24 protein-coding genes are annotated in these 26,081 nt (G+C 53.4%); 19 read left to right on the top strand and 5 right to left on the bottom strand.

What is annotated here, in order from left to right; translation table 11 throughout:
• Positions 1 to 60 precede the first annotated feature (60 nt).
• Positions 61 to 294 (top strand): hypothetical protein, encoded by a 234-nt coding sequence (locus tag ACTID9_RS19685; protein ID WP_441066605.1) that lies wholly within the window; start codon positions 61 to 63, stop codon positions 292 to 294.
• 68 nt (positions 295 to 362) lie between these two features.
• Here ACTID9_RS19685 and ACTID9_RS19680 read toward each other — a convergent pair whose 3' ends face one another.
• Positions 363 to 842, bottom strand: coding sequence for a DUF2062 domain-containing protein (locus ACTID9_RS19680; RefSeq protein ID WP_441066604.1), 480 nt, complete (start codon positions 840 to 842; stop codon positions 363 to 365).
• A gap of 171 nt (positions 843 to 1,013) precedes the next feature.
• Here ACTID9_RS19680 and ACTID9_RS19675 point away from each other — a divergent pair, with 171 nt between their 5' ends.
• From ACTID9_RS19675 to ACTID9_RS19650, 6 genes are all read left to right on the top strand, one after another.
• Positions 1,014 to 1,613, top strand: coding sequence for a DedA family protein (locus ACTID9_RS19675; protein ID WP_441066603.1), 600 nt, complete (start codon positions 1,014 to 1,016; stop codon positions 1,611 to 1,613).
• Positions 1,614 to 1,637: 24 nt separating this feature from the next.
• Positions 1,638 to 2,150: a YkvA family protein gene (locus ACTID9_RS19670; protein WP_441066602.1), complete on the top strand. Its 513-nt coding sequence runs from the start codon at positions 1,638 to 1,640 to the stop codon at positions 2,148 to 2,150.
• 12 nt (positions 2,151 to 2,162) lie between these two features.
• Positions 2,163 to 3,104, top strand: a complete 942-nt coding sequence (locus tag ACTID9_RS19665; RefSeq protein ID WP_441066601.1) for a 3'-5' exoribonuclease YhaM family protein — start codon at positions 2,163 to 2,165, stop codon at positions 3,102 to 3,104.
• 119 nt (positions 3,105 to 3,223) lie between these two features.
• Positions 3,224 to 4,366: a hypothetical protein gene (locus tag ACTID9_RS19660; RefSeq protein ID WP_441066600.1), complete on the top strand. Its 1,143-nt coding sequence runs from the start codon at positions 3,224 to 3,226 to the stop codon at positions 4,364 to 4,366.
• Positions 4,306 to 4,623, top strand: coding sequence for a hypothetical protein (locus ACTID9_RS19655; RefSeq protein ID WP_441066599.1), 318 nt, complete (start codon positions 4,306 to 4,308; stop codon positions 4,621 to 4,623). The genes ACTID9_RS19660 and ACTID9_RS19655 overlap by 61 nt, the downstream gene beginning before the upstream one ends.
• A 100-nt stretch (positions 4,624 to 4,723) precedes the next feature.
• Entirely contained in the window at positions 4,724 to 6,796 is a 2,073-nt protein-coding gene (locus ACTID9_RS19650; RefSeq protein ID WP_441066598.1) for an SEC-C metal-binding domain-containing protein, read from the top strand.
• Positions 6,797 to 6,938: 142 nt separating this feature from the next.
• On the opposite strand, the gene ACTID9_RS19645 is transcribed toward ACTID9_RS19650, so the two are convergent.
• Positions 6,939 to 7,841: a C40 family peptidase gene (locus ACTID9_RS19645; RefSeq protein WP_441066597.1), complete on the bottom strand. Its 903-nt coding sequence runs from the start codon at positions 7,839 to 7,841 to the stop codon at positions 6,939 to 6,941.
• A 242-nt stretch (positions 7,842 to 8,083) separates the two neighbouring features.
• On the bottom strand, positions 8,084 to 9,181 hold the full coding sequence (locus ACTID9_RS19640) for a YheC/YheD family endospore coat-associated protein (RefSeq protein ID WP_441066596.1): 1,098 nt from the start codon (positions 9,179 to 9,181) through the stop codon (positions 8,084 to 8,086).
• Positions 9,182 to 9,548: 367 nt separating this feature from the next.
• On the opposite strand from ACTID9_RS19640, the gene ACTID9_RS19635 reads away from it, so the two are divergent.
• The 11 genes from ACTID9_RS19635 to ACTID9_RS19585 all read left to right on the top strand — a co-directional run bounded on the left by ACTID9_RS19635 (position 9,549) and on the right by ACTID9_RS19585 (position 19,275).
• Positions 9,549 to 10,580 (top strand): ABC transporter substrate-binding protein, encoded by a 1,032-nt coding sequence (locus ACTID9_RS19635; RefSeq protein ID WP_441066595.1) that lies wholly within the window; start codon positions 9,549 to 9,551, stop codon positions 10,578 to 10,580.
• A gap of 23 nt (positions 10,581 to 10,603) precedes the next feature.
• Positions 10,604 to 10,894, top strand: a complete 291-nt coding sequence (locus ACTID9_RS19630) for a thiamine-binding protein (RefSeq protein ID WP_354090991.1) — start codon at positions 10,604 to 10,606, stop codon at positions 10,892 to 10,894.
• A complete protein-coding gene (locus tag ACTID9_RS19625; protein ID WP_441066594.1) occupies positions 10,891 to 11,670 on the top strand; it encodes an ABC transporter permease in 780 nt (259 codons plus the stop codon). The genes ACTID9_RS19630 and ACTID9_RS19625 overlap by 4 nt, the downstream gene beginning before the upstream one ends.
• A complete protein-coding gene (locus ACTID9_RS19620; RefSeq protein WP_441066593.1) occupies positions 11,651 to 12,448 on the top strand; it encodes an ABC transporter ATP-binding protein in 798 nt (265 codons plus the stop codon). Before ACTID9_RS19625 ends, ACTID9_RS19620 begins: the two co-directional genes overlap by 20 nt.
• Positions 12,445 to 13,239 (top strand): TatD family hydrolase, encoded by a 795-nt coding sequence (locus tag ACTID9_RS19615; protein WP_441066592.1) that lies wholly within the window; start codon positions 12,445 to 12,447, stop codon positions 13,237 to 13,239. Before ACTID9_RS19620 ends, ACTID9_RS19615 begins: the two co-directional genes overlap by 4 nt.
• A 102-nt stretch (positions 13,240 to 13,341) precedes the next feature.
• On the top strand, positions 13,342 to 13,479 hold the full coding sequence (locus ACTID9_RS19610) for a hypothetical protein (protein WP_183192424.1): 138 nt from the start codon (positions 13,342 to 13,344) through the stop codon (positions 13,477 to 13,479).
• 126 nt (positions 13,480 to 13,605) lie between these two features.
• Complete coding sequence (locus ACTID9_RS19605) at positions 13,606 to 15,048, top strand: LCP family protein (RefSeq protein ID WP_441066591.1); 1,443 nt, start codon at positions 13,606 to 13,608, stop codon at positions 15,046 to 15,048.
• A gap of 265 nt (positions 15,049 to 15,313) precedes the next feature.
• Complete coding sequence (locus tag ACTID9_RS19600) at positions 15,314 to 16,873, top strand: LCP family protein (RefSeq protein WP_441066590.1); 1,560 nt, start codon at positions 15,314 to 15,316, stop codon at positions 16,871 to 16,873.
• A gap of 295 nt (positions 16,874 to 17,168) precedes the next feature.
• Positions 17,169 to 17,477 carry a hypothetical protein gene (locus ACTID9_RS19595; protein WP_441066589.1) on the top strand — a complete coding sequence of 103 codons (309 nt, stop codon included), beginning with the start codon at positions 17,169 to 17,171 and terminating at the stop codon, positions 17,475 to 17,477.
• A 277-nt stretch (positions 17,478 to 17,754) separates the two neighbouring features.
• Positions 17,755 to 18,222 carry a hypothetical protein gene (locus tag ACTID9_RS19590; RefSeq protein WP_441066588.1) on the top strand — a complete coding sequence of 156 codons (468 nt, stop codon included), beginning with the start codon at positions 17,755 to 17,757 and terminating at the stop codon, positions 18,220 to 18,222.
• Positions 18,223 to 18,234: 12 nt separating this feature from the next.
• Positions 18,235 to 19,275, top strand: a complete 1,041-nt coding sequence (locus tag ACTID9_RS19585) for a homoserine dehydrogenase (protein ID WP_441066587.1) — start codon at positions 18,235 to 18,237, stop codon at positions 19,273 to 19,275.
• Between the two features lie 29 nt (positions 19,276 to 19,304).
• Here the strand turns inward: ACTID9_RS19585 and ACTID9_RS19580 are convergent, their stop codons facing one another.
• A complete protein-coding gene (locus ACTID9_RS19580; protein WP_441066586.1) occupies positions 19,305 to 23,576 on the bottom strand; it encodes a diguanylate cyclase in 4,272 nt (1,423 codons plus the stop codon).
• A gap of 556 nt (positions 23,577 to 24,132) precedes the next feature.
• On the opposite strand from ACTID9_RS19580, the gene ACTID9_RS19575 reads away from it, so the two are divergent.
• The gene (locus tag ACTID9_RS19575; protein ID WP_441066585.1) at positions 24,133 to 24,975 is read left to right on the top strand and encodes a YtnP family quorum-quenching lactonase; all 843 of its coding nucleotides are present in this window, start codon (positions 24,133 to 24,135) and stop codon (positions 24,973 to 24,975) included.
• 74 nt (positions 24,976 to 25,049) lie between these two features.
• On the opposite strand, the gene ACTID9_RS19570 is transcribed toward ACTID9_RS19575, so the two are convergent.
• On the bottom strand, positions 25,050 to 26,027 hold the full coding sequence (locus ACTID9_RS19570) for a ketoacyl-ACP synthase III (protein ID WP_441066584.1): 978 nt from the start codon (positions 26,025 to 26,027) through the stop codon (positions 25,050 to 25,052).
• Positions 26,028 to 26,081: the final 54 nt, after the last annotated feature.

Here is a 26,081-nt window from a genome sequence, read left to right as displayed (position 1 = left end):
CGCCTATTTCGCTTTTTTGCGAAGTGCCATTAACGAGTGAATGAAAAGAGGTGTTACGTGATGTCTACAACCGAACTGCGTTTGGAGAAAAGTTTTGAGAAACGCGTGCTACGCACCCTGCAAGCGAATTTCCGCCGCAACAATCCCGTGCTGCTGCGTGAAAGCCTGTGGGCAAACGGACTGTCTCATGAACAGGTCGACGTCGTGATGTCTTTGCTGGAACGCGATCAGACCGTAAGCGAGATCATGGAGGCGCTCCGTGAGCAAGGCGTTTTTAACAATACCGCCAGCTAGAGGACGTACCTGCACACAAGAAGGACCATTCATTGCTGAGTGGTCCTTTTTACGTATGTTTTGTCCGGTCACCCTACCGAAGCGGAGCGACGGCGCGCTTTCCTTTTCCGGTACAGCGTAAGCCCCGCATAGACCAAAAAATAACTGACGATCGCGGCAAAAATACCCATTACAGCGCTGCCGGTAAAATAGGCAAGCCCGTACTTTTTCATCCAGGCGATAAAAGCCCAGAAGCCCGCTCCGCCGTGATCGACATGATTGGACGCGGATTGACCGAGAATGAGGCTGCCGAGTTTCATATTCGGAATCATGAAAATGGGCAGGACCAGCTTTCCAATGACAAAGCCGATCAGGGCTGCCGAGAAACTGCCGCGGAACAGGGTATTCAACGGATACAGCAGCAGGAACGCTAAACCGATGGTGGGCAAGGTAATGAATTCAATCGCAATGCCAAGAGCGAATCCTCTGGCAATGATCGATGCGGCTCCTTTCATTCGCATCAATTTGTAATATTCAAATTTGAATTTGCGATATAATTTTCTCCACATGTACACAATTCCCTCATTTAGCGTGGTCAGATTCTCCTTATTATACCTGAAACGATTCGACAGCGCCAATTTCGCACGACGATTTTCGACCGGTCAAATTTGCTTTCAGCCAAAGATTTGGCATAATACTAGAGAGTGCGTACATTTTGCGGCATGGGTGTGGTGAAGGGCTTGCAAGAAGCGATTCAAGTATTTAGCGAATATATCGCCAATTATGGCTATATCGCGCTCTATTTGCTGTTTTTCCTCGGCATCCTCGGCATGCCGATGCCTGAAGAGACATTGCTTGTATTCTCCGGGTTTCTCGTGTCGACAGGGGAGCTTGACTACTGGATGACGATGCTCGTCTGCTATTTGGGGTCGATCAGCGCCATGACGGCCGCCTACTGGATCGGCAGGAAAGTCGGCTATCCGGTGATCGAGAAATACGGCAAACGCCTCGGATTGGGCTATACCGTTTACAAAAAGACGGAAAGCTGGTTTAATCGTGTAGGCAAATGGGCGCTGCCGCTTGGGTACTTCATCCCGGGCGTCAGACAATTCACCGCTTATTTCGCCGGGATCACACAGCTCTCTTTTGTGTCGTTTATCGTGTACACCTACATGGGCGGGTTGGTGTGGTGCGTCTTGTTCGTGACGCTTGGCTGGCAGCTGGGTGAGCGATGGGAGCAGCTTTTTGATCTGATTTCCCGGAATTTGGCGATCTTTTTCATTGTGGTTCTGGTGGGTATCGTTGCTTTTTCGTTTTACCGCAAAAAGAAGGGTAAATAACGCAGGGAAAAGGATGTGTTCACGATGGACGAAATGAACAGCTTGGTGAAACGCGAAACAACCGAATTGGTGCCTGTCAAACTGCCGGAAGAGCACCAGCGCTTCTACGATAAATTGCGTGCAAAAATGGAACGGTTCATCAAGGAAAAGGGCGTCAACGATCAAATTTCGCAAGTGATTCTGCTCGCGCCTGACCTGTTCGTGCTCCTCGCCCGATTGATGGTGGACAAGCGGGTCCCGCTGGAAGCAAAAGCGATCGTCGGCTTGGCGGTCACCTATTTCATCTCGCCGATCGATCTGATTCCGGAACTGGTGGCCGGTCCGTTGGGGATGGTCGATGATGTCGTGCTCGCGGTCTACGCGCTGCGAAAAATTTTGCTCGATGTGGATCAATCCATCGTGCTTGAGCATTGGAATGGCAAACAAAACCTGCTGGACGTCATCTCGAGCGTTGTGAAAACAGCGGATGAGCTGGTAGGACAAAATATGGTAACCAAATTGAAAGAGTTGCTTTTCTCCAAGGCGAAAAAGAAGTGAGGGGAATCCATCTTGAAACACTTGAACGACTATGCGGAGGGAGAACGCGTCATCACATTTTGCCTGGTCAAACAAAAAGAGCTGGCGACGGCAAGCAACCAGAAGGAGTATTTTAACCTGGAGCTGGCCGATCAGTCCGGCAGCTTGCCGGCCAAAGTATGGGATGTAACCGAGGAGCTTAAAGAGATCATCCAGGTGAAGGCGATCGTGAAAATCGATGCGACCGTTCAGATGTATCGGGGCAAAAAACAACTGGTCATCCAGCGCATTCGCCTCGCGACTGCGTCGGACGAGGTGGGGCATGAGTCGCTGGTGCAAGCCTCGCCGGTGCCGCAAGACGAGCTGTGGGCGTCGCTTACCGAATATGTCGGCAAGCTGAAAAGCCAGACGCTGCGAAGCGTAATTGAGCATTTGCTCGGGGACCCCGACCTGCAAGACCGCCTCAAAAGCTTTCCGGCTGGCGTGAAAATGCATCATAACTACTACAGCGGGCTCTTGGAACACATCGTTTCCTTGCTCACGTTGGCAGACCGGATAGTGCCGCTTTATCCGCAGGTCGACCGCGACAGCCTGTACGCGACTTGCATCCTGCACGATATCGGGAAGCTGTACGAGCTGTCCGATGCCATCGCGCCCGAATACTCCACGCCCGGCCAACTGATCGGCCACCTTGTCATGGGGGTTGAACTGGTCAGCGACGCCTGCCGGGCGCTTGGGATTTCGCCCCAGGATGCGGAGATTTTGCACCTGAAGCATTGCATCTTGAGCCACCACGGTGACGTCGACCTCGGATACGGCAGCGCGGTCTCCGGTAAAACGCCAACCGCCGTTCTGTTCCACTACCTAGATCAGATCGACAGCAAAATGAATGCGCTTGGGCAAACCTTGACGCAGATGGAAGAAGAATGGGATTATGCACCCGTGCTTCGCCGCCGGGTGTGGCGCGGGTATTAATCGCAGAAAAACTCATGCAACATCATAGATCGTAAGTAGGAAATTTTCTATTTTTGTAGAATACCTACCTTATTCCAACTTACATTGGAAGATGTCTGGGAGAATGGAGGAGAATGTTCATGAAACGGCCAACCTATACATCCGCCAGTTTCATCAAGAAAGTGTTCCGGCCCGGGGAGCGTTCACTTCCAAGAAATGAATTCTTAGAGCGACTCGACCAAACACTGCGGGAAGCCGATGTTGTTACCCCAGCAGAATCTATGCTCCAAGAGGTGCTCGCGCATCCAGCCGGACCGGTTCGCATTGGGCGCAGCGAAGCGATATTGGAATTGACATACGCGCCACATCAGGTGTTCGATTTGGCTTACCGATTCATGCGTGAGACACATTTACCGAGGAGCCTGGATCAGATCATACCCGAGCTGCGAAAAAGAACCAGCTTTTCCTGGAATCAAGTCTCCCGCATGCTGGAACTGGAGCGAGATCCCCGATTTGTACAATATGAAGGGGACCCGCGCTGGTACCTGGTCGACTGGAAGCTGGCCAACGACTTGCTGTATACGTTTGCTGTCGAGCGGAAGTTTCAGCAGCTGGCTTTGCGTTCCTATGGCCATGTCCTCGAAGTGTATCTTGGCTTGAACGCAAAAGAGTACGTTTTTCTTCCGGAAATGGACGACAGGTTCCAGGTGGAAGGTGAAGTGGTGTACATACGAAGCCAGGCGGAAGAGACGACCGGTGATGCGCATCAGGCGGAAGCGGCGGCGACGCTCGCAGCTGAAGCAGCGAGCGCGGATGTTCCGGTCGAACCGGTTGAAGCAGAAGCTGCCGATGCGCCTGTAGCTGTTGAAGCCGCACATGCAGCGGAAGCAACAGAAACAGACGCACCGCAAGTGGAAGCCGCCGATGAACAGAATGAGGCACAGGTGCCGGAAGCAACAGAAGAAACAGACGAAACAGAATCAACAGAAGAAACAGATGAATCGACCAATGAAGGTAACAATGCATCAACGATAACGATTGAGGCCAAGGAGGAATTGGGAATGAACACGACATTGACAAAACCGGTACTGCATGAAGTTGACGAGTTGTTGAAAAAAGCGGTAGCTCTTCTGGAAACGCGCAACCACGATATGGGTCAAGAAGTTGTGAACAACTTCCAACAAAGCAACATGCAGGCAATCGAAGAGCTGATGCAGGAAAAATGGAAAAACGAGCAGCTCGTACAAGGAATCCAACAGGTGCTGGCCGCTATCGGACAATGAGTCAGCATGAGGCAATGATCCGGTTAGAAGAGCGGTTTGTTCTGTTGCGACAGATCATCCAGGACTATCGGGTACGCCTTGCGTTTATGGATGAAGAGGTGATTCGCCTGTTTTCAACCAACCAATTATCTGCTATTTCGAGCCAAATTGCGGAAAAACAGCGTATTGAAAGAATGATCCAGCAGCTGGAAGCCTTTGTTTCCCATTACGAACCATTGGCGGATGCTGGAATTACCCATGATTCCCAACGATTCTAACAAAAATTTGCCCAGATGATGAGCGAATTTCGACGAATCGGGGAAAACTGGGAACATAAGTCGAAGGCGTTTTTTTCACGCGTGGACTTTTATTGTCACCATGCGTGAGTGTTTCGTGACGAAAGGAGTAGAACCATCCCCCATGTCAGTCGGTAGAAATGAGCTTTGTCCGTGCGGAAGCGGAAAAAAATACAAAAAATGTTGTGGTGTCGTCACGCCCATTGATGAGTTGCGAGGTTTGCGTGAACAGCGCTTGCGCAAGGAATACACCATGTGGATCGAAAAGCTGCGCAGATTCGTAGGCGTACATGCGACGGATGCGGATGTAGCGCAGGCGCGGGCGCAAATCGCGCAAGAAGTGGGCTTGCCGGAAGAAACGCTGCTTTCGCCGGAATGGGCTGCACACTTCTACAACTGGTTCGTGTTTGATCGCAAACCAGTCGGGGGCAGCTTGCTGGATCAATTTTTGGCCCAAGATGGCCGGAAAATGGAAGCGGAGCTGCAAGAAGGCTTCCGTCACCTCTCGTTCGCGCTTTATGTACTTGAGGAGATTCATGATGATCATGTAACCGTTCGCGAGCTGCTTGGGGAGGGACGCCGTGAAGTCGTCGACGTCAAAGGCGTCACCCCACAACCCGGGCAGATTATAGCAGGCCGCTTGCTGTCACTCGGACAGCGGGATTTGCTGTTCTCGGGCAGCATGTTTTTGCCAGCCCAACTGCAGCCAGCGTTACTCGAATTGGCGAAAAACTCGGGTAGCCTTACAGCGCCTGACCTGTACCGATTTGTTTTGCAATCCGGATCGACGCAGATGGAGCGGCAGGCAACAGGGCTATTGCGCCGCACGTACAAGCAGCCGTTTTCGCGCAGTGAAATGCGGGAGCGCCTGGAGGCGAATCCGTCATTTACGCTGAAAAAGCAGGATGCGGCTGATGAGCTGTGGGTGTATACAACGGCCAAGCAGGAGTTTTTGCTGCAGCCGCTCGGCAACGCGCTCCTGGAGCTGCATGAAGTTGCGGGTGAAGTGCATCTGCAGGAAGAGGTGCTCGTCATCGAGGCGTTCGCACCGCAAGCAGAGGAGATCGCCGATGCGCTGTACTGCAGCGAGCTTGTGGAGGAGCAGCCGATTCAAGTGCTGACCTCGACCAATGCTCGCTTGAGCAATGGCACCATCTTCATCACCAGTGAGCCTGCGCTTCCACCCAAACTGCTGCAATGGGCCGTTCAGACGTACTTTGCCGAAAAGTGGCTGACCTCGGAGCAGCCGGAATTGGGCGGCATGGAGCCGATCCTGGTCGCAGCATCGGAGCATGGCGAGTTCAAACAGCAGTTGGAGCAGGTCGTGACCCAGATGGAGAAGGAAAACCAGGTGGGCCAGGGAGCGGGCCGCTATATGCGTCTGGATCTGCTCAGACCGCGCCTGGCCTTGCCGAATGCGGCGATGAGCATCGAAAACTTGCTCAGCCGCCCGCTGATCGAAGGGCTGCCGGAAAGTGTTTATACCGTACAGCCGCAGCTGCTTGGCGACATTGCCGACTTCGTGCGCGAAATGACGGAAGGCAAGTCCGAAGCGACTGTAAAAAAATACGATGAGGTCATGAATCTGTTCCGCACTTTTGTGCGCAGCGCATTCGGACCGCGTTTTGATTGGGCGCAGCTGCGTCCGGAGGAAATGGCCTATTTCCTCACGCACGATTGCGTGAAACGCTCGGAGACCATCTCCAAAACGTTTGCAGCCAATCTGCTCTCCGTCCTGACCGCGTTCTTCAAATGGCTGGATAAGCGGCACAAGACCATTCTCTCCGCTGCAATGCAGACGCTGCTGACGGAGCTGAAGGAGACATTGCCGGAAGCGTTCCGGATGCGCCAGCTGCTGCAAAAAGAAGCGCTGGGCAATCTGTACGACGCCGCTCGCAAGCCGAGCGAGGTCGCAGAGAATGTCTGGGTCGTTTCAGCCAAGCAGGCATCAGGCTGGAGCGTGAAGCAAAAAGGCGGCGCTGAGCTGGTTCTCAAGCTTGAGAGCGCAGTGGAAGACGCGCTTGCAGCAAACTGGTCGCTGTTTGCCGTGATTGGACAGGCAGCGGACGGAGCTTGGCGTTTGTACGGCACACCGGAGCTGTATCCGCCGGTCGTTTCCAAACTGCTGGGTGCTGACGTAACCGTACTGGCCTAGTCGTACTGCCACGCAAGAGCAATAAACAGGAAAAAGCCTTCAGCGCACCGGAAGCGGTGTCTGAGGGCTTTTTTTGTAGAAAAAAGGCTCCGCCAAAAAGATTGGGGAGCCAACGGTTCGAATCGATCCTGCGATAGCCTGATTAGTTGATGACACGGCCAGCTCTGACAAAGTGCTCGTCCCACCAGCCGCTTTTCATGGAGCTGTATTTCACGCCGCCTTCACCATATGTATGAAGTACCTTGTTATCGCCAACATAGATGCCGACGTGACCGATGCGGTTAATATCGTTTGCGTCATATTTCATGGTTGCTCTGGTCGAGAAGAAGACAAGATCGCCAGGGCGCAGTTGGCTGCGGGAAATCTCTTTCGTTTTCTTGAACTCGGAGCGAGCGCCGCCTTTGCCCAAGTCGATGTTCGCGCCTTCTTTGTAGGCCCACATCACGAATTCGGAGCAGTCCATCGTAGATTTGTCAGAACGGCTGGATGCATATTGGTATGGTGTACCGAGGTACTTTTCACCAGCTTTGATGACGCTTTGGGCAACCTTTTCCCAATTTTGAGAAGTTTCTGGCTTTGTTGTGCCGGTATTCTCATCCAGGACACGGCGAACTTTGGTCAAATCGCTTTTTACTTTGGACAGATTTTGTTCAACAACTTTTCCCTGGCCTTTGGAAGCGTACAGGAACTTGTCGTTCCCGACGTAGATGCCTGCATAGGAATCATTTTTGAAGAACAGGATGTCGCCTTGCTTGATGTCAGTCGTCGATGCGCTTTTTCCTGCTGTCGTCAACGATTTGAGCGAATCATCCAGCTTGATGCCGTTTTCTTTCATGACATATGTAATGAATCCCGCCGAGTCAAAGGAGCTTGGTCCATTTGCGTTGCTTTTATATGGTTTGCCCAGCAAATCATAGGCATTGTTCGCTACATCGCTCGCACTCGCTTGCGCAGCGAAGGCTTGTCCACCATCAGCGAACACCAACAGGGATGTGCTCAGCATGACAGCCAATGTAGATTTTTTCAGCCAATCTTTCTTTGTCATTGTTGTTCCTCCTCGTGTTGTTGTCGCCCCAGCTAACTGGGTACATTTCCATGTTAAAGCAATGTATCCAGATACATAACCCTGCAAAATTTTCCTATGGGCATTTTGAGCAGATGGACCTAAAAAAGGAGAGGTTTCTAACTATCGGTAACGAGATTTCTTTTCTTTAGGGTCTATTTTCCTATATGTAAATGAGAATATGATGAGGGAAAGATGAGAGTAAAATGAGAAAAAGCCCTGATTCACAGGGCTTTCTGCTCTCTTTGCTGATCGAGAAGATGCATGGCATATTGCAGCGGGCGCTGGATAGATTGGCGAAACAAGGCAGTCTGCCCCATCTCTTTGAAAATGTCGCGCCCTGGTTTCGGGTTCACTTCGATCAGCCACACTCTGCCGTTTACATCGACGCCAATGTCCAGGCCGAATTCCATCATGCTGCCAAAATGCTGTTCGATCACATCGACGACCGCATGAGCGAGTTCGTGGCATTCCGCGAGAATGGCACCTGTCTTTTGCTCGCCGAACCGCTCGCGGAAAAACGTTTGGAACGGAACGGCTTTTCCGCCCCCATGCAGATTGGAGGTGGAGCTGTCTTTTGGACCGACGCGAACGCCAAGCCCTGTCACGGACCATGTGCCCGTCTCATCCTTTTGAATCAAGAGGCGGGTATCGGCGACGCGGCCGGGGACCAGGTTGAGCTGCAAGCCTTGCTGGACCATGAAATTTCCGTTGCGAATCTGCTGGTTTTTGACCCAGCGGTTCAACCAGGTGACCAATGCGGCTTCGCTCTTCAAATGGGCCTTGCGCCGAACGAGAGAAAGATCGCGCCCGAGCAGGTGATAGCCATCCTTTGCACGCCGCAGCTGCAGGATGCTGCGGCCGCCCGTGCCATTGCCGGGCTTGATGTAAAGCAGCTTGTATTTGCCAAGCATGTCGCGCAGGTTGGCGGGCGAATAGTCGACCGTGTCCGGCATCCATTTCAGCAAGCTTTTTTCTTTCAGAAAGATTTTTGTCGCTGTCGCTTTATTCGTGTACGTATGATTGGCGTAAAGGAACAGATTTTTTTTCTTGCGAAGTTCTCTGTACTCCGGCGACCCTTTTCGGCAGCGGTCGATGACGACATCGGGCCACGGGAAAATTTTGCTGACCCAGCCGCCGTTTGCACCGGGGACATAGCCTCTGATTTTGCGCTGCGCCAAGGATACATCTTTATGGGAGAAGAGGAATACGTTTGCGCCCAAGTGCGAGCCTTCCTGAATTAAACGGCGAAAATAGCCGGGTTCTGCGAACCGGCTGCCTTCGCCGCGCCATGTCAGTATGCCGATGGTTGGTCTGGTCATGCAGCAGATTACCTCCTAGCGGGATTCTGGTGACAGTATATGTAGCGTAGCACAAGGAAGGTGAGCCGGTATGATCGCCTTTTTCAAAGGATCTGCAGCCGAGTGTCGTTTACGTATAGACAAACCGACCGGTTGTGCTATAATGTAGCCGAAACCTAATAGATGCCACGGGGTGCTGGAATTGGCCGGCTGAGAGTGTATCCCTTCAAGATACTGACCCTTATACCTGATCTGGGTAATGCCAGCGTAGGAAACGTTCTGCCCGCAAGAAGCGGCGAACAGGTACTTTCGCATGGATATGGAGCGCTCCCTGGATCAGGGGGCGTTTTTATTTTTATTTTCAACCAGAGGAGTGGAACACAAAACCATGAGAATCAAAGCAAAACTGACGTTTGCACTGTTGGGTACGTTCCTGGCGCTTGCCGGATGCTCGCAAGGCGCACAGCCGCCTGCGACGGGCAATCAGGCAGCTGCCGGTCAGCCTGCACAAGACGCGGGCAAGCCGATTGACATCAAGGTGGTGCTGGACTGGACGCCGAACACCAACCATACCGGGCTGTATGTCGCGCAGGACAAAGGCTTTTTCAAGGAGCAAGGACTCCATGTACAAATCATCCAGCCGGGACAGACAGGAGCGGACCAGATGGTTGGCGCGGGTAACGCAGAATTCGGCGTGAGCTATCAGGAAGGCGTCACCCAGGCCCGCATTCAAGGCGTGCCGCTCGTTTCCATCGCGGCTGTGATCCAGCACAATACGTCCGGGTTTGCTTCTCCTGTCGCCAAAAACATCAAAACGCCGAAAGATTTCGAAGGCAAAACGTACGGCGGCTGGGGCTCGCCTGCGGAAAACGCCATGATCGAGTCGTTGATGCAAGGGCAGCAAGCGGATGCGAGCAAAGTCAAAATCGTCAACATCGGTGACGCCGATTACTTCACGGCGGTCAAGCGCGACATCGATTTCGCCTGGATTTACTACGGCTGGACCGGAATTGAGGCGGAGCAGCGCAAAGAGCCGATGAACATGATCTACTTGAAGGATTACTCGGAAAAACTGGACTACTACACACCTGTTCTCGTTACCAATGAAAAAATGATTCAAGAGAAGCCTGACGTGGTCAAAAAATTTATGGCCGCGGTTTCCAAAGGCTATCAGTTTGCGATCGACAAACCGGATGAAGCGGCGGACATCCTTTGCAAAGCAGCGCCTGACCTGGACAAAAATCTCGTCCATGCGAGCCAAAAATGGCTCTCGCCGCGCTACAAGGACGATGCACCGCGCTGGGGCGAGCAGAAAAAAGCGGTATGGGAAAACTATGCGAGCTGGATGCTCGACCACAAGCTCTTGGAGAAGCCGCTCGACGCGGATCGGGCGTTTACGAACCAGTTCCTTCCTGAATAAAAGCGAGCGGGAGTGATGCGAATATGGCGAATGCACTTGTCAGCATTCAGATTTTGCCGAGAACGAAAGATAATGAGGATGTCATCCCGTATGTCGACCGGGCCATCGAGATCATCGACCAAGCCAAGGTCAAATACGTGGTCAATCCGTTGGAAACGACGATGGAGGGCGATCTGGACGAACTGTTGGACATCGTGAAACGGATGAATGAAGCGATGCTGGAGATGGGGAGCCCCAGCGTCATTTCACAGGTCAAAATCTTGTTCAAGCCATCGGGTGCCTCGATGGACAAATTAACGGAAAAATACCGATGAAAAGCGGTATGAAATGGCTTCAAACGAGTTGGCCACCACTTTTGGTGGTCTTCCTTTTCATTCTGGGCTGGCAGATTTCTGTCAGCTTGTTTGGTATCGAAAAGTGGCTGCTGCCTTCCCCGGCAGACATTTTGCGCGAAGCCTTATCGGAGCTGCCGCGCCTCGGCATGCACACGTGGGCGACGTCCCAAATCGCACTCGCCGGCTTTTTGCTGAGCGGGACCGCAGGGTTGGTCATCGCGTGCATCCTGCACCTGATCCCCGGGTTCAAGCGCGGGTTTTATCCGCTTTTGATTCTGACCCAAAACATTCCGATCATCGCCCTGGCGCCGCTTTTGATGATCTGGTTCGGCTATGGACTTTTGCCCAAGATGATCGTGATTTTGCTCGCCTGCTTTTTTCCCGTTGTCATTGCCACGCTCGACGGCTTTGCCCAGACCGACCCGTCCATGTACAACTACATGAACATGATCGGTGCCAACCGGCGCCAGCTGTTTTTCAAGCTGGAGCTGCCGAATGCGCTCCCTTATTTTTTCGCCGGGCTGAAAATTACAGCGGCATACAGTGTCATGGGGGCGGTGATCGCGGAATGGCTCGGCACCGACAAAGGGATCGGCTATTACATGCTGTTTGCCAAATCATCGTTTCGTACGGATCGGATTTTCGTCGCGCTGATGGTCATTTTTGCGCTCAGTCTGGTGATGTTCGCCGCCGTGCTTCTATTGGAAAAATGGCTGATCAAAGGGAGGGGCGCGCGTGTCCGGAATCAAGCTTGAGTTACAAAACATCGTGAAAAGCTTTCGGAATGGCAAAACAGAGACGAGGGTGCTGGATGGCATCAGTCTGACCGTGGGTGTGGGCGAATTCGTCGCGATCCTCGGCCCGTCCGGCAGCGGAAAGAGCACCTTGTTTCATTTGATCGGCGGTCTTTTGGCGCCGACCACTGGCCGCATCGTGCAAGATGGCAGCGATGTGACGGGGACGAAAGGGCTGATCAGCTACATGCCGCAGCAGCCGGCCCTGATGCCGTGGCGTACGATTGAAGAAAATGTTATTTTGGCGAGGGAAGTCGCGGGCTACCCGAAAGGAGAATCGCTGCGGCTGGCCCGGGAGTGGCTGGGTCGAGTGGGGCTTGCGGGCTATGAGCAACAGTATCCGCATGTGCTCTCCGGCGGGATGCAGCAGCGTGCCTCATTTGCCCGTGCGCTCCTGTCCCCCCAGGAGCTGATGTGCCTCGATGAGCCGTTCGGCGCGCTCGATGCGCTGACGCGGCAGGAGATGCAAAATTGGCTCCTGGATTTGTGGGAAGCGAACAAGCGGTCCGTCCTGTTCGTCACGCACAGCATCGAGGAAGCGCTGTATTTGGCGGATCGGGTGTATGTCCTGTCCAACAAGCCGACGCGCGTCCTGCAAGAGCTGAAGGTGCCTTTTGCCCGTCCGCGCCGGGAGGAGATCATGCACGCGAAGGAATTCCAGCTGCTGCGGCAAGAATTGTATGAGTCGTTGAAGCGAAACAGTGTCGTACACGCGCTTGAGGCAGGTGAGGCCAAATGAAGGCAGGGATTGACGCGCATATTCACCTGGAAAAGTATGAGCCGGCAGAACAGGAGCAGTTGCTGCTCGATTGTGCCCGTGCTGGCGTAAGCGGCATGATCGCCGTCTCGATGGATCTCGCCTCCGCCAAGCGGACGAGCGCGCTTGCGCAGCAGCATCCGGCGCTTGTTTTTCCGACATACGGGTATCATCCTGAACAGGCTGTACCGACGCTGCACGAACAGGAGCAGCTTTTGGCATGGATTCGGGAACACGCGGCGGAAATGGTCGCGGTCGGCGAGGTCGGGCTGCCGTATTATTTGCGGCAGGAGATGGAAGAGAAGGGAGAGGCTTTTGCGCTTGATCCGTATGTTGAGCTTTTGGATACATTCATTCGGTTAGCCAAAGAGCTTGATAAGCCGATCGTTTTGCACGCCGTCTACGATGACGCTGCCATCGCGTGCGACCTGCTGGAAAAGCACGGGGTGAATCGCGCGCATTTTCACTGGTACAAAGGACCGGCGGAAACGACAGAGCGCATGATCCGCAACGGATATTACATTTCGCTGACGCCGGATGTGCTGTATGAGCAAGACATCCAAGCGCTGGCGAGCTTCTATCCGCTTTCGCAGCTGATGGTCGAAACGGATGGACCGTGGCCGTTTGAAGGCCCGTTTGCCGGAAGGATGACCCATCCGGCCATGATTGCTGACGTAGTGGCGAAGCTGGCAGAGCTGAAAGGCTTGGCGAGAGAACTGGTCGCAGAGCGCGTATATGCCAATGCGTGCGCGTTTTACCGGATCAAGGGGTAACTCTCATCCACGACAAGCGGCAAGAATTGTCCGCGCGGCTGGATAGCCCGCCTTCTTTCATCACAAACTAAAGCAAGTTTGCGGCAAAGGAGGCGATTTGCTATGGAGAAAAAGTCAAATGACATCAACGGCAAGCAAGAGAGCCATGTCCGTCAAGGCGGCGATGCGCACCGTTCGCAGCAGCCAAAAAAAGACGGACCTGTGCAAGGCTTCAGCCAAGCGCCAAAAGGGCTGCAATAACGCGGTTCACCCGAAAGGTGCAGCCCTGCTGTAACAAAATTCCTCTTTCTTCGTCAAATAGACGAAGAAGGGGGAATTTTTCTTTTTTTGTCGAAACTAACAACCAGATAAAGGAGACTGATACATATGGGAGAAGCGGCGAAGCCGACACGGCTGCCAAACAACAAAAATGCTCCAAAAGAGCCCCGTCAGGTAAAACCGAGGAGAAGACGCGGATGGAAGCAAAACCTTCTGCTGCTGCTTTTGTTGCTTGTCGCAAGCGGTGGTGCGGCAGCGGGCGCACTCTATTGGCAGTTCAACCAGATCGTCGAGGATGTGAGCCAGCCTACGCCTAATGACGGGGTAGCGACGGTCAAGCCGGGCCTTAGCACGGTCTATGAGCCGGATAAGTCGATTTCGCTGCTGATTATCGGTCGTGACACGCGGAAAAACGGCGGTGGCCTGAATACCGACGTGATGCTGTTGGCCACGATCAATCCGGTGAACAAAAAAGTGACGATGCTGTCCATTCCGCGTGACACGCGGATCAAGCTGGCTGGCACGAGCGGGTATGAAAAGATCAATTCCGTCTATGCGCTGGGCGAAAACCAGAAGAAGCGCGCGGAGCAAAAAGGCCAGAAGCCGACGGAGAACGGGATCACGTTGCTGAAAAGCACGTTTGAGGACGTGTTTGGCATCCCGGTTCAATATTATGCGGAAGTGGACTTCAAAGGGTTCCAGGCCATTATCGACGAGCTGGGCGGCGTGCAGGTGAATGTCGACCGCAAGCTGGTCTATGATGACCCGACGGATGGCACGCATATCAATTTGAGCCCGGGGCTGCAAGTGCTGGACGGCGACAAAGCGCTCGACTACGTGCGCCACCGTCATGACAACCGCGGCGCGAAGTATGAATCGAGCGACTTTGACCGCAATCGCAGGCAGCAGGAAGTCATTCATGCGATTGTGGACAAGATGACAACGATTGATGGCATGACCAAGATTCTCGATATTATGAAGATTGCCGGCGATCATTTGCGGACCGACATGCCTCCTGACAAGATCAAAGGGGTGCTGAAAGATTTTGCCGGAGTCAATTCCAGCGCCATCAACGCGTTGGAAAACGGGGCCTATTGGGTTGGTGGGCCGAACATGAACTACACGTTCTTCCCGAACGACAAGCTGGCGAGCATCCGGACCGCGCTGCAGACGGAGATGAATATCAAGCCGGAAACGCTCGGCCCGCTGAACGACTCCGTTTCGCTGGGAGCGAATGAAAAAACGAGACCGGTCGCAACACCTCCGAAGCAGACGCAAACTACGACGACCAAACCGGAAGTCAAGCAGCCGAGTGTGGAGCAGCAGCCGGCTGAGCCGACGAAGAAGCCTTCCGGCAAGCCGTCTGCACCATCGACGAATACGGGCAAGGAACAGCAGCCAGCCGATATGGGCGGCGGGACACCGACTCCGGAGCCGCCGTCCGGGGCAGAACAACCGCCTGCGGATTATGCGCCGCAGACACCGTCGACAGACCCGGCAACGCCCGCAGCACCCCCTGCGGATTATGCGGATCCAACCAATCAAGGCTAGGCGAAACCGACAATTCACGATAGAAAATTCCTCTACTCGCGTCGAGTGACACGGGGAGAGGGATTTTTTTTCTACAAAACCAGACATTCCTGTGATAGAATACTAGAAGACTTTTGCTTGGAAAAGTCTGTTTCGCAATAGCTTCGTTCGATCGTGCCAATCACGTTCTGCGTGAAATCGTTTTTTTTTGTCGATTAGGCAAACGGCGCCATGTACCACATATGATTTTGGTAGTGCATTACGTAACTAAGGAGTCTGATTACATATGCGAGATTCGGCAGCAAGAAACCGGATGCCGGACCCCGGGAGGACGCCCCAGCGGACTACCAAGGCGAAGCCGGTAAAGAAGAAACGGAATTGGAAACGATTTTTTACCATACTTTTTCTCTTCCTGCTTATCGTGGGCGGTGGAGCGGCAGGCGCGGTATATTGGAAAGTGGACAATGCGCTGAATGCGGCGAGTTCGTCCCAAACGGAAGACGGGGTGCAGACGGTTGACCCGAACTTGAGCAAAGAGTACCACGCCAATGAACCGATCTCCCTGTTGATTTTAGGAAGCGACACCCGAAAAGAGACAGGCTCGATGAATACCGACGTCATGATCGTGGCGGTCATCAATCCGGTCAATAAAAAAGTCACGATGCTGTCGATTCCGCGCGATACGCGCATCAAAATCCCCGGCTATCGCGACTATCACAAAATCAATTCCGTCTACGCCAACGGTGAAGCGGAAAAACGCGAGGCGGAGCGTAACGGCCAGACGCCTGTCGTGAACGGGATCACATTGGCGAAGCAAACGTTGAGCGAGGTTTTCGGGATTCCGCTCCAGTATTATGTTTCTGTCGATTTCGATGGCTTCAAGGCAGTCGTCGACGAAGTGGGCGGGGTAGAGGTGAATGTCGATCGCAAGCTCATTTACGATGACCCGACCGATGACACCCACATCAACCTGAACCCGGGCCAACAGCTGCTCAATGGCGAGCAAGCGCTTGGCTATGTGCGCCATCGCCATGACAACCGTGGGACCAAGTATTTTTCCAATGACTTTGACCGCAACCGCAGACAGCAGGAAGTTATCAAAGCCATCGTGAACAAGATGATTTCTCTTGATGGCGTAACCAAAATTTTCAATGTAATCGATATCGCCGGAAAACATATTCATACCGACCTGCCGCCTGACAAGATCAAAGGAATCGTCTACGATTTCAAAGGGATCGGTGCAAGCTCCATCACGAGCCTGGAAAATGACGCGTTCTGGAGCGGCAATTCGGGGTATACGTTCTTCCCGAAAGATACGATGGACAATATCCGCACGACCTTGCAGACCGAGATGGGCATCAAGCCGGAAGATGTAGGCAAGCTAAACAATTCGATCATCTCCAACGGATCGGATGATGATGTAGCAACGACAACGACAACGAGAACGGTCACGAAAAAAAAGCCGGTGCAAAAAACAGCGCCGGCGAAACAAACAAAGCAGGAGCCTGCCGAGGCACCGAAGCAGGAAACACCGCCGGCCGACATGGTAACGCCAGAGCAGCAGGGGGGGCAAACAACGCCTGACCCTGCTGTGCCGGCTCAACCGCAAGGAACTGGCACCGCGCAAGGGCAGCCGCAGCCGCCGGCGGATCAACAGCCGCCTGCCGATATGCAGCAGCCGCAAACACAACAACCGCAGACACAAACACAACCGCAGCAGCAGACACAACCACAGTCGCAGACGACACCACCACCAGATATGGTTCCGCAAACAGGGACCTCTACCGATTCAGGAAACGCACAACCCCCCGCTGAAAACAAGTCCAATAAAACGGGAAAATCATAAGCAAATGACGCAAACATCACCTGATCGGGTGATGTTTTTCTTTATACAGATAAGAATTTATAAAATTCTTATCCAGTATAAGGGCAACCGCGGCTCCGCCAAAAATGCATGGCGTAGCCAGGTTTTCTACCCCCTTCATTTTCAGAAAAATTCAGGTTTGCAAACACAAAAATCATGGTAAGATAATAATATACGAATAAGTCGAACGAAATGGATGGTTCCGATAATAGATCGTGTAAGCGCATTCATTTTCGAGTTCGGCTATCGGACATAGGGACTTGGGAGGGATTGAAGGATGACACAATTTATTATTAATTCAGTTTTAGTGGTGTTGTTTTTTTACCTGTGCAGTCGTCAACCCGCTGAAGAAACGGTGTATGACGAGGAGTTTTTCCTCCAAAATCCTTCCGCAATTGAAGAGTATCAACAAATGCCGCTTGATTTCCAACATGCATTCTTTCGCAAGCATAAAGAATGGATCAAGGAAAAATATATGCATGGTGACAGTTATTTGCTAGGGTATTGTCCGAACAAAGATGTACGGCGTGCATGGCTGAGCGAGTTTCTGCAGTCCAAAAATATCGATAACGTAACCCCCTCCTGAGCGGAGGGGTTTTCTTTTGGGAATGGGGAAAGGCCGCGCCACTTGGCGCAGCCAAGTTTTCTAATACAGAGCGGAAGCTGAAACGCTCCCGCTCCAGTATAAGCGCAACGAAGGACCGCGCCACTTGGCGCAGCCAAGTTTTCTAATACAGAGCGGAAGCTGAGACGCTCCCGCTCCAGTATAAGTGCAACTAAGGCCGCGCCACTTGGCGCAGCCAAGTTTTCTAATTATACTTATGGAATGCGAGGAAGCATGATGGAAGAAGGAGGGGATGACGATGTTGGAGCAATTGATCGGTCATCTGGAGCAGCAGCTCAGCGAGCACGGTGACATTGTGGAAGTGATCATGCGCACGGAGCAGTCGCTGATTGCGGAAGAAGAGACGCATGAGGTGGAGTTGCTGTTCGCGGAAAATGAAGAAGCGGTCCAGGCGGGGAAGCCGACGGCGACGATCCATGTCTTTCCTTTGGAAAAAGGCCTGTATGAAGTAGAAGTTGAAGTGACGTACGATTGCCAAAAGGAGAAGCGCGATCCGCAGAAGCTTTTGGCTGCGGGCCAGCAGATCGTGGCGGAAATGACGCTGGTGGAAAAGACGCGGTATCTGGAGCCGGGCAAAGCGGTTGAGAAGCTGGCGGTACTGGCGTTTCATTTCATCGTGGAAATGCCGTCCGACGAGGAACAGGCCCATTATCAAAAGCTGCTCGGCAAGTGGGCGGCCGATACGGGCAAGCTGCTGCTTCTGTAGGAGGACTGTCAGGTGAAACAGTGGAATATCGTCATCACGGGCTTCGGCCGTGTGGGCTGGCATGTGGCGGAGCTGATCGGGCAGCGCCGGGAGCGCTATCTGCAGCGCTATCAGGCGGACGTGCGCATTGTCGGGGTCTGCGGCTCGAAAAAAGGGCTGTATCGCCAGGAAGGTCTGCCAGCCACGCAGCTTGCGGCCCTCACGGCGGCCTCAGGCGGCTTGCAAGCGTCGCCGGAGGCATCGGAGGCACATACGGGCACAGCATTTTTACAAGGCTCCGGGGCCGACGTGGTGATCGAAGCGGGCCCGACTGATTTCGTCACAGGGGGTCCGGCGTACGAATACATCACGACAGCGCTCCGATGCGGCATGCATGCGATCTCGATTTCAAAAGGGGCGCTTGTCTTCGATTATCCGGGGGTGAAACGGCTGGCCGAAGAACAGCAGGTGATGCTTAAAATCAGCGGGGCGACTGCAGCGGCGTTGCCCACAATCGATTTGGCCGAGTACAATTTGGCCGGTTGCGAGGTGAGCCGATTCGTCGGCATTTTCACCGGCACGACGAACTTCATTTTAAGCAAGATGTACCAGGACAACGTGCCTTTTGCGGACGCGGTGGCAGACGCCAAGCGTCGCGGCATCGCGGAACCGGACCCGCGCTTTGATCTGGAAGGCTGGGACACAGCTTGCAAACTGGTGATCTTGGCAAACGCGCTCTTTGATGCCGGGCTTAGGCTCGAACAGATTGAACGCGAAGGGATCACCGGGATCACGGCGGAGCAAATGCTACAGTGGCGCGAGCAAAAGCTCGTCCCCAAGCTGACCGGGGAGATTTGCCGGACGGCACAGGGGATCAGCGCAAGCGTCAAGCCTCGCCTCTATCCGGCGGAGCACAGCTTCGCACAGGTGAATGGCGCGACGAAAGCGGTTCTGGTCGAGACCGATGCAATGGGCGAGCTGCTTGTAATCGGCGGGAAATCGGACCCTCGCGCAGCGGCTGCAGCCGCATGCAAAGACCTGGAGCATATTTTGATGATGCACAAAACCCCCTGAATGGTCAGGGGGTTTTGCTTTGAACCGTGCTATTCGGCTGAGTGCCAGGCGGCGACCACTTTGTTTTTTCCCGTTGTTTTGGCACTGATTTCGGCATCGTCGGCCAGACGGATCAGCTCATCGACGGATGTGGCGTTGCATGTTTCGATGGAGGAAACCCCAATGCTGGCGGTCACCACGTACGGACGCCCGAATGCGATTGATTCCTCGATGACCTGGCGGATTTCGCGGGCCAGCTTCAGGGCGACCTTGCCATCTGTCTTCGGCAGGATCAACAGCATCTCCTCACCGCCATACCGTCCGGGGATGTCATTTTTCCGGAGCAAGCTGCGCACCAAGGCCGCGATTTCCTTTAACACCTTATCTCCTTCCTGATGACCGTACTCGTTGACGCGGCGGAAGTTGTCCAGATCGATCATGATCAGGGACAAGTCGAGGCCGTACAGCTTGGCTACCTCGAACTCTTGTGTCAGCCGATCGATAAAATAGCGCCGCTGGTAAAAACCGGTCAAATCGTCGATCATCATCTCGGTATACAAAAGCGTATTGGCGATATGCGGCTTGATGAAAGAGAGGAACTGCTCCATGTGGGAAAGCTCATTGCCGTCGATCTTGGCCGTATACGCCTCAACGGTAATCGCTTGCTGATCGCGCTGGTACAGCGTATAGCGGCGACAGGCGAGCTTGCGTTTCGCGATCTGGAAGCGGAACAGCTCATCGTCATCGATCAGTCCGGAAGCGGAATACGTGTCCGTCTCGGTCCGATAGTTCAGGCGATAGCAAATGGACAGACGATGGATCGGAAAATACTCGAACAGCGCGTGCACCAGCCGCTGGATGGTAGAGGAGAGTTCCAACGATTTGGTGACTTGCTGGCTCAGCTGAATGATCGCGGATAAGTCGAGCGATTGATGCAGAAATTGCTCGCGCTCTGTGATCAGCTGTGCAAGCATCGGGTCAGCGCCCCATTTTTGCATGGTTTCCGGAAGCGCCGGATTGACGATCCGCTTCAGTTCGTGGCTGAGCTGATCCTGCATGCCTGTCTTTTCAATCAATTGATAGCCGTTGATCGCTCTGCGCAAATAGAGCATGGCGCGCTGGGCGTTTTCCCGCTTCAGCGACCAGGCGGCATTCGCATGGTACAAATCGGGCCAAAACAGCTGGTACCCATAGTTCAAAATAAACTCCTCAAAGCGGTTGAGCCACTGTTCCGTATCGGGGGAATCGTGGGCAATCATGAGGCTGATGAGTTCGCGGTAGGCCCAACCGCTTTGCAGCCGGTACCCGTTCATGGCGATGCTTTGTTTGAAGGCGTGCATCGCCGCCTGAATCTCGCCTGCATCCGCCAGGTAAAGCCCGTCCTGAAACAGCGAAAATTCGTTTTGCAGCGGCCATTTGAACGGTTCAGGCAAGGGCTGTCGCCTGCGGTAGGCGGCGTAGCTCTCATACAGCGCTTGCTGCTGCTGACTGAAATCCGTCAGCTGCTTGCGCGCCAGTTCATTTGTGATGTCTGCAAACGTCCTCCAGTCTTCCCACTCGCAGGCGTATAAAAGCTGGTGCATCAGCAGCTGTTCCTGCAAGTCCCAGCGCTTGACATTGCCCGTCTGCTGCAGCTGTGCCATATGGTAGCGGAATCCGGCCAAATCGCCGTGAAACACGGAAAGCTCCATGCCATTGATGCAGCTTAGCTGCTCCTTGGTGGTGTATCCGTACCGCCGCGATGTCTCCAGCTGCCGCTGATTATAGGTGCGGGAGAGGTGGACATTGCTGTGGAAAATATAACAGTTGAACAGATTGATCAACAGGTCGATGTGCTGCGACGTCTGCAGCAAAGATTCCAGCTTGTTCAACAGCGCCGACGCCCATGCTTCCTGCTCCGGAAAATATTGAAATAGCATGATCGTGTAGATGATCGAAAACTCGGCGAAATTGCGCACCGACACCTCATTGCGCCGCGGGTAAAATTCAGTGCGGTAAAACCGGTCGATGGCCAGCGCATCTTCTCGGCCAAACGGGGAAAACGAATCCGTATACAAGAGCAAGTCGGCGGCGCGGGATCGTTCAAGCAGCGGCTTGGACACATCCTGCACATACTGGCTCAGCTCGTGCTTCAATCGCTGCAAGTCCACCTGGTTCAAAAACAGCTGGACCCGCATCAGCGAAAAGCGGTCGTAGTCATCGCGGGTGCGCTGGAACAGGCGCAGCGCGGTCTGCTCGGCTTCGGCGAACTGATTCAGGCTAAGGAAGACCATGTACAGCTGGCGGTCCCAGCAATTGATTTTGTTTCGTGAAAGCGACAATTGCAAGGCACGCAATTCGTTCAGCAGCTTGAGACGATCCTGAAGTGACAAAAGGAAGCGGATTTGGCGGTAATATTTGATCAGAAAAAAATAAAGCAGCCGTTCGTCGCCGGATTGCCGCGCCAGCTCAATCAGCGGCGGCAGTGAGGCAGGATACGCCTTGTACAGCATCTCCAGCGCCTTCTGCCGATACTTCTGCCGTGCGAGTTTTCCGTGCCCCTCCCATACCTGCCGGGCGATGTCAGCATGCAGATAGACGTGATTGTCGCTGTAGACGGTCAAAAGTCCAAAGCGGGAAAGCCGGATGAGCGCCGTGGACAGCCCATGGGTCTCCATCTTGTTGGCCGCAAGCAGCTCTTGAATCCGGACGGGCTGCGGCAAGCAGGCGATGAATCGGAGCAGCTTGTTTTCCATTTCAGACAATTTCGCCAGCCGCTGTGCGATGAGGGGGCGCACTTCTTGCGGCCAATCTCCATACGCAGCCTTCGGCGTCAAAAACCAGCCATCTGTTCCGAATTGCAAGAGGCCTTGCCGCACCCATTCACTGAGCAGAAGCGGGCAATGGTGGAAGTCCGCTTTCGCCACGGCCAGCATTTCCGACAGTGTGGCAAGCAGCGATGGCTCCGCTTTTCCAAGCTGTGAGAGCAAAAGGTGCTCATAGAGCGACTGCGTCTTTTCTCCGACTGACAGTGCGGTTATCATCCGGGCCGAAATGAGGCTCGGTCTGGTTTTACCGCTGAATAAAATATGCAAACCCGTCAGCTTGCTGCCATACTTTTGCCAAAAGTGAACAAATACTTTTTGCGATTCCTCATCGAACAGCTCGCAGTCTTCCAATACGTAATAAATGGCCCGATTGGAGATGATCGGTAAAATCTCACGCAAAAAGCTGTTCACCCAATCGGCAAGGGCCGCGTAGATGCGAAATCCTTCGTGATGCTGATTGATGATGCGGCTGAAATGATGAGCCAGCTGCTGTAGCTTCGGGCGAGCCGACGGGAGAATGTCGGCCGTAATATGCAGCGAGCGCGAGATGACCTCGTGCAAGGTAGAAAACGGCAAATGCTTGCATTTGACCACGAACCAAAAATGACGATCCGTCACTTCCGTCAAATGCTGAAAGTAAATGTCATGACGCAGGGCCACATCCTCACAAAACAGACCGAGAAAGCGTTTGGACGGTTGCCGCAAAAACTGGCGCAGCTTGGCTTGCTCTTTGGGCATAATCGGCGAGCTGATCGGATGGAGGAGGGCAGAGTGGCGTCCTGTGGCAGGTGCTGCTGAAGGAAGCGATTTCAAATCGATTTGCAAATGATTGCAGATTTCGGCCAGGGAATGGAATCGTTCTGGCGTTTTCAACAGGGTGGCGAGGAGACGTGCGAGTTCCGGGGGAAATGCAGCGGCTTCGCGTTCGTTCAAACCGGCCTCGTGAGCGAGGGTACCGCTCAGGAACCAGTGAACAAGCTGACCGAAGGCGTAAAAATCCGCTACTGCCGAAAACTCCGGAAAACGCGCATACCGTGATACCAACGGCTGCGGAAAGTCAGGCAAAATAAAATGCGCAAACGGGTGGCCGGTGGGAAATGGCTGGACATCGATTTTCACTTCAAGTGAAATTGGATGAACATAGAGCAAGTCCAGCGGCATCATTCCCATATAAAAATCATTGGCATGCAGCTGTTGCAGCGCTTGGCCAATCTGTCCGAGTATGGTTCGCACCGAATCGATGGAAAAGTCTTCCCAAGTCAACCGGGGCAGCGGAAGAAATCCTTCAGGCAATGCTGGCAGAGAAACGATGAGCTCCCCGTTCTTCCAATGCTGCCCGACAGACACACGAAACGTATTGCCAACAGCAAGGGCGCTCCATCCCTGAAGTCGTTCCTCGATTCGGCTCTTGGAAAAATAGGTCCATGCCGGCGCGTGAATCGTCATCAGAGATTGGTCAGGCTGATGATCGAGCGTCATGCATAAACGTTGAGGAAGGTTGACCGTTTCTTCCATGTTGTCACTCCGTTTTAAAAATAAATTCATACTAAGTAAATCTTAATATAAATGAATAATTGAGAAAAGTATCTAGCTCTTTCGCTTCAGATTAATTTCTGTCATGTTATTAGAAGTTTTGTCGAAGCCCTTCCCTTTCCTGCAAATTCATTGCAAAATAAAAACACGTTGAATTATTTTGGATGATCGGAAGGTGGCACATGATGAGCGAAAATGGCATTTTGCTCGGGAAGCGTCAGTTTTTATATGCGAAGGGACAAAAGATTTGTTTGGGAGATTGGACGTTTTCCCTGTCACCTGGACTTACCTTAATCGCTGGAGGCAGCGCTGATCCAGTTCATACATTGGTTTGCTTGTACAAAGGCTCTGAAAAGTTGGCCCAATTCAGACTCATCCATCGGAAAACGGAAACACAGTTGACAGTGCAAGCGGTTTCAAGCGATATTTTACTAGAGGTCGCTGCTTGTGCTCACCATGTGATGATCACGGAAAAGTGAACATGCGCCCTGAGGGGTGTTTTTTTTTCGAACTTCATAGATAGGAAGGATGTTGGCAATTGAATCGACTGCAAGTGGGAGAGTTCCGGCTGACTTGGCTTGACGGGGGCGTTTCGCAGCTTGATGGGGGAGCGATGTTCGGTGTCGTACCAAAACCGCTCTGGAGCAAGCGATACCCGCATAACGATCTGAACCAGATTCCGCTGCGGGCTGACCCGATTTTGATTGAGACAGCGGGAAAACGCATGCTGATCGAATCGGGGCTGGGCCGAGATCGGTTGACCGAGAAGCAAATGCGCAACTTCGGCGTCGTCCAGCAGTCCAATGTGAGCGAATCGTTGGCAGCGTTGGGACTTACGACAGATGACATCGATATGGTGCTGATGACCCATATGCATTATGACCATGCGAACGGACTTGTCTCGATCAGCGACGGCAAGCTGTACTCGACCTTTGCCAATGCTGCGATTTACGTGCAGGAAATCGAATGGGAAGAGATGAGAAATCCGAACATTCGCTCCCGCAATACGTATTGGGAGGACAATTGGCGTCCGATTGAGCGACAGGTCATCACATACGGGAAGGAGACGGAGATCATTCCCGGGATCCGGATGATCCATACGGGAGGACACAGCAACGGCCATGCGATCATCCGCATGGAGAGCGGAGGCGAGCTTTTGCTGCACCTGGCTGATCTTTTGCCAACGCATGCGCACCAAAATCCGCTGTGGGTAATGGCCTATGACGATTATCCGATGGATTCCATTTTTGCCAAGGAGCGGTTGATCAAGGAAGGGATCGCGGACAACGCCTGGTTCAGCTTTTACCATGATGCCGTCTATCGCGCGATCAAATGGGACGAGCAGGGACAGATTGCAGAGAAGATCGTAATAGAAGAATAATAGAAGATGGAAAAAAGGCGCTGCCAGCTTGCGAGGCAGCGCCTTTTTCCATTGCACTGGGCAACGCCGAACGTTTACTGCCAGCGAATCAGACTTCCAGCCTGCACCAGCCCGCTGCCAAAACCGTACAGCAGTATCAGATCGCCGGGCTGTACTTTGTTTTGCTTTACGCCCAGGTCGAGCGCGAGCGGGATGCTCGCCGAAGAAGTGTTGCCGAAAAACTCCATGCTGGTCAGCGTTTTTTCCACAGGGAAGCCGGTGCGCTCGCAGATCGATTCCACGATCCGCATATTGGCGCTATGCGGAATGAACCAGTCCACCGCAGCGAGAGAAACGCCTGCCTGCTCGACGACTTCATTCATTCCGACGGGCACGGTGCTCACCGCCCATTTGTACACCTCACGGCCGTTTTGCACGATTTTGCCGTTGCCTTCCATTGCAAGATCGCCCATTGTGGCGGAAAGGCCGGTCCGATACACGTGTTTGCCGCCTGCTCCGTCCGCCTTGTTGATCGCAGCGAGGAACCCGCCATGATTATCGTCACGCTCCATGAGCAGAGCGCCTGCGCCGTCACCGAACAAAATGCAGGTCGAGCGATCCTCATAATTGGTCGTTTTGGACAGTGTTTCCGCCCCGATGACGAGAATTTTGCGATGCATGCCTGATGTAATCAGGCCGCCCGCGACCTGCAGCCCGTAAACGAATCCCGCGCAGGTCGCATTCAAATCAAGCGCCCCGGCTCGCTTCATCTCAAAATGGGCCTGCACCATGCTGGCGACGGAAGGGAAAGCGTAATCCGGTGTCGTGGTGCAAACCAAAATCATGTCGACGTCAGTCAAATCTTTGTCGTACCGCTGCGCCAAATCAGCGACGGCCGCGATCGCCAAATGGCTGGTGAATTCCTCAGGCCGGGCGATGCGGCGCTCGCGGATGCCGGTGCGCTGGACGATCCATTCGTCGTTGGTGTCCACAAGCGCGGCCAGATCGTCATTGGTCATCACGCCGGCAGGGACGTGGGAGCCGATGGCGGTAATGCGTGCCAGTGATTGCATGGAAAAACCTCCGTTCGTTTTGTTATCTAGTATTAGTACTTGGTACTAAAATAA

Origin of the sequence: Brevibacillus fluminis (assembly GCF_052072235.1) — a bacterium.
Taxonomy (GTDB): Bacteria; Bacillota; Bacilli; order Brevibacillales; family Brevibacillaceae; genus Brevibacillus_D; species Brevibacillus_D fluminis_A.
This window is presented reverse-complemented; position numbering and strand designations above follow the sequence as displayed.

Excerpts from the sequence above, each read along its gene's own strand:
- ACTID9_RS19685 (WP_441066605.1), top strand. The coding sequence starts at position 61 with ATGTCTACAACCGAACTGCGTTTGGAGAAAAGTTTTGAGAAACGCGTG.
- ACTID9_RS19680 (WP_441066604.1), bottom strand. The coding sequence starts at position 842 with ATGTGGAGAAAATTATATCGCAAATTCAAATTTGAATATTACAAATTG.
- ACTID9_RS19670 (WP_441066602.1), top strand. The coding sequence starts at position 1,638 with ATGGACGAAATGAACAGCTTGGTGAAACGCGAAACAACCGAATTGGTG.
- ACTID9_RS19660 (WP_441066600.1), top strand. The coding sequence starts at position 3,224 with ATGAAACGGCCAACCTATACATCCGCCAGTTTCATCAAGAAAGTGTTC.
- ACTID9_RS19655 (WP_441066599.1), top strand. The coding sequence starts at position 4,306 with ATGGAAAAACGAGCAGCTCGTACAAGGAATCCAACAGGTGCTGGCCGC.
- ACTID9_RS19650 (WP_441066598.1), top strand. The coding sequence starts at position 4,724 with ATGCGTGAGTGTTTCGTGACGAAAGGAGTAGAACCATCCCCCATGTCA.
- ACTID9_RS19645 (WP_441066597.1), bottom strand. The coding sequence starts at position 7,841 with ATGACAAAGAAAGATTGGCTGAAAAAATCTACATTGGCTGTCATGCTG.
- ACTID9_RS19640 (WP_441066596.1), bottom strand. The coding sequence starts at position 9,181 with ATGACCAGACCAACCATCGGCATACTGACATGGCGCGGCGAAGGCAGC.
- ACTID9_RS19635 (WP_441066595.1), top strand. The coding sequence starts at position 9,549 with ATGAGAATCAAAGCAAAACTGACGTTTGCACTGTTGGGTACGTTCCTG.
- ACTID9_RS19630 (WP_354090991.1), top strand. The coding sequence starts at position 10,604 with ATGGCGAATGCACTTGTCAGCATTCAGATTTTGCCGAGAACGAAAGAT.
- ACTID9_RS19625 (WP_441066594.1), top strand. The coding sequence starts at position 10,891 with ATGAAAAGCGGTATGAAATGGCTTCAAACGAGTTGGCCACCACTTTTG.
- ACTID9_RS19615 (WP_441066592.1), top strand. The coding sequence starts at position 12,445 with ATGAAGGCAGGGATTGACGCGCATATTCACCTGGAAAAGTATGAGCCG.
- ACTID9_RS19610 (WP_183192424.1), top strand. The coding sequence starts at position 13,342 with ATGGAGAAAAAGTCAAATGACATCAACGGCAAGCAAGAGAGCCATGTC.
- ACTID9_RS19605 (WP_441066591.1), top strand. The coding sequence starts at position 13,606 with ATGGGAGAAGCGGCGAAGCCGACACGGCTGCCAAACAACAAAAATGCT.
- ACTID9_RS19600 (WP_441066590.1), top strand. The coding sequence starts at position 15,314 with ATGCGAGATTCGGCAGCAAGAAACCGGATGCCGGACCCCGGGAGGACG.
- ACTID9_RS19595 (WP_441066589.1), top strand. The coding sequence starts at position 17,169 with ATGACACAATTTATTATTAATTCAGTTTTAGTGGTGTTGTTTTTTTAC.
- ACTID9_RS19590 (WP_441066588.1), top strand. The coding sequence starts at position 17,755 with ATGTTGGAGCAATTGATCGGTCATCTGGAGCAGCAGCTCAGCGAGCAC.
- ACTID9_RS19580 (WP_441066586.1), bottom strand. The coding sequence starts at position 23,576 with ATGGAAGAAACGGTCAACCTTCCTCAACGTTTATGCATGACGCTCGAT.
- ACTID9_RS19570 (WP_441066584.1), bottom strand. The coding sequence starts at position 26,027 with ATGCAATCACTGGCACGCATTACCGCCATCGGCTCCCACGTCCCTGCC.